Annotated in this window: 5 protein-coding genes; all 5 read left to right on the forward strand. The window is 73.2% G+C overall.

Features of this window, described 5'->3' with window-relative positions; all coding sequences use genetic code 11:
* The first annotated feature begins 351 nt into the window (after nucleotides 1–351).
* The 5 genes from AB8Z36_RS30965 to AB8Z36_RS30985 all read left to right on the forward strand — a co-directional run bounded on the left by AB8Z36_RS30965 (nucleotide 352) and on the right by AB8Z36_RS30985 (nucleotide 4,229).
* Nucleotides 352–1,371 (forward strand): DUF3500 domain-containing protein, encoded by a 1,020-nt coding sequence (locus AB8Z36_RS30965; protein ID WP_369216706.1) that lies wholly within the window; start codon nucleotides 352–354, stop codon nucleotides 1,369–1,371.
* A gap of 164 nt (nucleotides 1,372–1,535) precedes the next feature.
* A complete protein-coding gene (locus tag AB8Z36_RS30970) occupies nucleotides 1,536–2,387 on the forward strand; it encodes an STAS domain-containing protein (protein ID WP_369216707.1) in 852 nt (283 codons plus the stop codon).
* Nucleotides 2,384–2,755: an STAS domain-containing protein gene (locus AB8Z36_RS30975; protein WP_369216708.1), complete on the forward strand. Its 372-nt coding sequence runs from the start codon at nucleotides 2,384–2,386 to the stop codon at nucleotides 2,753–2,755. The genes AB8Z36_RS30970 and AB8Z36_RS30975 overlap by 4 nt, the downstream gene beginning before the upstream one ends.
* Nucleotides 2,752–3,174, forward strand: coding sequence for an anti-sigma regulatory factor (locus tag AB8Z36_RS30980; RefSeq protein ID WP_369216709.1), 423 nt, complete (start codon nucleotides 2,752–2,754; stop codon nucleotides 3,172–3,174). The genes AB8Z36_RS30975 and AB8Z36_RS30980 overlap by 4 nt, the downstream gene beginning before the upstream one ends.
* Nucleotides 3,162–4,229, forward strand: coding sequence for an ATP-binding SpoIIE family protein phosphatase (locus AB8Z36_RS30985; RefSeq protein ID WP_369216710.1), 1,068 nt, complete (start codon nucleotides 3,162–3,164; stop codon nucleotides 4,227–4,229). The genes AB8Z36_RS30980 and AB8Z36_RS30985 overlap by 13 nt, the downstream gene beginning before the upstream one ends.
* The last annotated feature ends 87 nt before the right edge of the window (nucleotides 4,230–4,316 follow it).

Genomic DNA, 4,316 nt, shown 5'->3' on the forward strand with positions numbered 1-4,316 from the left:
GGACGGGGACGGGCCTGGAGGAGGCGACGGCCGTCGCCGTGACGGGTGCGGTGAGGCTGCCGAGGACGGCGGCCGAGGCGGCGAGCAGGAGCGTGGTCTTGCGCGTGGTCTTCGTCATGGGCCGATCCTGGCTCGTACGCCCCGGCCGCCACATCCTCCTCATCGCCCTGTCGCGCTGGGGGTTTACCCCGGCGTACCCCTTAGGGGAGGTGCGGCCCCCGCCGGTCGGGCCGTGCCGCCGGACGCCGGACGTCGGACGTCGGGGCAAGGATGACGCACCATGGGCACGGACGAATGACAGGCCCCTGCGGCCGGGTTGGGACAACGGTCGGCCCCGAAGGAGGAGAGACGGTGGACGGATATCGGTCGGAGGCGATCACGGAGGCGGACACGGAGGCGGACACGGAGGGGGACACGGGGGCGGCGGTCGCCGCCATGCGCGAGGCGGTGCACGCGCTCCTCGGTGCCCTCGATCCGGCACAGGAGCGTGTGCTGCGCGCGGCCCCCGCCCGGCTGGACGCTCCCGAGCTGCGGGAATGGACGTATCTGCCGGGCACACGCCCCGGGCTGCCCACCGAGGGCCTGGAGGACCGTCCACGCGAGGCCGTCGACGCGCTCCTGGCGGCGGCGCACAGCGCGGCGGGAGCGGAACTGGCGCGCGGGGCGATCGAGGTCGAGCGGCACCGCCGTGGGGTGAGCGGCACCACGGGAGCGGACCGCTACTGGATGCGGCTGCTGGGCGACCCGGACGGCGACGGCCCGTGGGGCTGGCGCGTCAACGGACATCACCTCGCCGTCCACGTACTGGTGACCACGGCCGGTGTCCGCGTGACACCGCACTTCGTCGGCGCCGAGCCGGCACGTGTCGCGGACGGCCCGCAGGCCGGGCGCCGACTGCTCGGGCCGGAGGAGGACCTCGCCAGGGAACTGGTCGGCGACCTGGACGCCGGTCAGCGCGGCCGAGCGGTCTTCGCCGCCGACCCGCCCGACGACATCCTGACCCGTGCCGACCCCTTCGCCGATCCGGACCTGCTGCCGCCGGGGCTGTCATACGCGGACCTGACCGCCGGCCAGCGGCGGCTCCTCGAACGCCTGGTGCGCCGCTACCTGGACCGCGCGCCCGCGGCGTACGCGCGCGCGTGCTGGGCCGACACCGTACGGCACGGCCTGGACGCCCTCTCGTTCGCCTGGGCCGGTGGCCGGGAGCCCGGGGACCGGCACTACTACTGCGTAGGGGCCCCGGACTTCCTCATCGAGTACGACAACACCCAGGACGGCGGCAACCACGCCCACTCGGTCTGGCGTCACGTCCGCCACGACTGGGGCGCGGATCTGCTGCGGGCGCACTACGCGGAGCAGCACCGGCATTAGCCCGCCGCCGCACCGCGCGCTTGCCCGTGCCGCCCTGGCCCCCGGCTGACCTGCGGTGCCTCCCCTCGCTCCGAACCGGAAGGGGGGTGCGGCGGTGTCCGCGCCGTGCCGTACGATTCGGCGGTCGGACAAGTGTGAAGAAGTGAAGACGAAGGAGTGCCCGCATGGTGAAGCGGGAGAACGCTGTGGACCTCGTGGGGCTCCTGACGGTCAAGGGCGAGGACCTTGCCGCGTCGTGGGTCCAGGAGGTGTCCCGATCGCTGGGCGGCCGGCTCGGTACGGCGGAGCTCGAGCGTGAACTGCGAGAACTGTACGACGCGCTGGTGCAGGCCCTGCGCCAGGGTGTCACGGACGTGCACGCCGTGGAGATGGCGGAAGTGCGCGCCCTGCTGACCGAACTCTCGCGGAACAGGGCGCGGCAGGGCTTCTCGCCGAGCGAGACGGCCATCAGCGTCTTCGCGCTGAAGCAGGTGCTCGAACCGGTCCTCCAGGACGGTTCGGCCGAGGAGATCGGCGCGTACCTGCAACTGGCCCGCGTGCTCGACGGACTCGGCCTGTACACGATCGAGACGTACACGCGTACGCGCGACGAGATCATCACGACCCAGGCCGAGCAGCTGCTCGAACTGTCCACGCCGGTGGTGCGGCTGTGGGACGGCGTCATCGCGGTGCCGCTGGTGGGCACCCTGGACTCCGCGCGCACGCAGGTGGTGATGGAGAAGCTGCTGCACGCCCTGGTCGACACGGGGTCCGAGCAGGCGATCATCGACATCACGGGCGTCCCCGCGGTGGACACCCAGGTCGCCCAGCACCTGCTCAAGACCATCGTGGCCGCCCGGCTGATGGGCGCCGAGTGCACGGTGTCCGGCATCAGCCCGCAGATCGCGCAGACCATCGTGGCGCTCGGCATCGAGTTCGAGGGCATCGTCACCAAGGCCAGCCTGGCCGACGCGCTCAAGCTCGCGCTGCGCCGCACCGGCGTGGACCTGGTCGCGCACAAGGACGACCGGCGATGAGCGAGCGCATTCCGATCCTCCGCATCGGCGAGACCCTGGTGGTCTCCGTCCAGTCCGACCTGGAGGACCAGACCGTCCTGAACCTCCAGGAGGACCTGGCCGAGCAGATCGTGGCCAAGTCCGCCCGGGGCGTGATCATCGACATCAGCGCCCTGGAGATCGTCGACTCCTTCGTGGGCCGGATGCTGGCTACGGTCGCGTCCATCTCCAGCGTCCTCGACGCGCGTACGGTGGTCGTGGGCATGCGCCCGGCCGTGGCCATCACCCTCGTCGAGCTGGGCCTCTCGCTCGGCGGGGTCAGCACCGCCCTCGACCTGGAAAAGGGGCTTGAGCAGTTGCGCCGGCCCGCCAGTTCGGCCTTGCGGTGAACGGGCCCTGGACGGCCGGAGCGGAACCCCAGGCCTATCCCGTCACACGCAGCGGGGACCTGGTCCACGTACGCCAGGCCATCCGCGCGCTGTCACAGCAGTGCGGCCTCTCCCTGGTCGACCAGACGAAGATGATCACGGCCGCCAGTGAACTGGCCCGCAACACGCTCATCTACGGCGGCGGGGGAACCGTCCGCGCCGGTCTCGTCGACGGCGCGGGCAAGCGCGGAGTGGCGTCCGTTTTCGAGGACGCGGGTCCGGGCATCGCCGATGTGGAGCAGGCGATGACCGACGGCTGGACGTCGGGAGGCGGGCTCGGCCTCGGGCTCAGCGGCGCCCGCCGTCTGGTCGACGACTTCCACCTGCACACCGTGGTGGGCGAGGGAACGATGGTGACCATCATCAAGTGGGTCCGGTGACCGCCGGCACCGTCCTGGACACCGAGGACGTGCAGTGGTTCAGGGACGGCGAGTCCCTCGCGGCCGCCGCCCGCGGGGCCGCCGCCGCGCTGGCCAGACGGGTCGGCCTCAGCGCCCACCGCGCGGCGGAGGTCGCCCTCGCCGTGACCGAGGCGGCCACGAACGTACGGCGGCACGCCGAGGACGGGGCGCTGCTGCTGAGGGTGGTGCGCACCGGGGACCAGGCGGGGGTGGAGTTCCTCACCGTCGACGCCGGGCCGGGGATGGCGGACGTCGCCGCGGCGCTGGCCGACGGTTCCTCCACCGCGGGGACGCTGGGCATCGGCCTCGGCGCCGTCTCCCGCCTCGCGGACCATTTCGATCTGCACTCCGTCCCCGGCCGGGGCACGGTCGTGGGCGCGCGGTTCTGGCCGCGCGCGGTGGACGGCAGGGCGTCGGTCGACCAGTCCGGCCCGTCCACGGTCTCCGGGGTGACCAGGCCGATCAGCGGCGAGACGGTGTGCGGCGACGCGTGGGCGGTCCGTACGGCGCCGACCGCCGACGCCGGGGCCAAGCCCACGATCCTGCTGATGCTCTGCGACGGTCTGGGACACGGGCCGCTCGCGGCGCGGGCGAGCCAGGCGGCGGTCAAGGCCTTCCACGCCGCGCGCGACCTCACCCCGGAGCGCGTCCTCGACGACGTGCACCGGGCCCTGCGGGGCACGCGCGGCGGAGCGGTGGCCGTGGCCCGGGTCGACCCCGCGGCGGGCCGCCTCCTGTACTGCGGCATCGGCAATGTGAGCGGCTTCCTCTTCGATCACGGCGGGCGCAAGGCACTGCTGTCGGCCCCGGGGATCGTGGGCGGCCAGATGCGGCGCATACGGACCTTCGAGGAGCCGCTCACCCAGGGCGCCGCGCTGGTGATGCACTCCGACGGCCTGACCGAGCGCTGGGACCCCCGCGCGCTGCCCGGCCTGCTCCAGCACTCGCCCCTCGTGGTGGCCGGTCAACTGCTGCGCGAGGCAGGCACCCGCCGCGACGACGCGAGCGTCGCCGTACTCAAGGGCGCCTGGTGACCGGCGGGAAGCGGGGTGCCCATGCCGGACGACGCGACTGAGACAAACGGAACGGAAGCTGGCCGGGGGGCCGGGGCTGGGGGGAGG

The organism is Streptomyces flavofungini, from assembly GCF_041028215.1.
GTDB lineage: Bacteria > Actinomycetota > Actinomycetes > Streptomycetales > Streptomycetaceae > Streptomyces > Streptomyces flavofungini_B.

What these genes read in the sequence shown, in the direction of transcription:
- AB8Z36_RS30975 (WP_369216708.1), top strand. Translation starts at nt 2,384, where the DNA reads ATGAGCGAGCGCATTCCGATCCTCCGCATCGGCGAGACCCTGGTGGTC.
- AB8Z36_RS30970 (WP_369216707.1), top strand. Translation starts at nt 1,536, where the DNA reads ATGGTGAAGCGGGAGAACGCTGTGGACCTCGTGGGGCTCCTGACGGTC.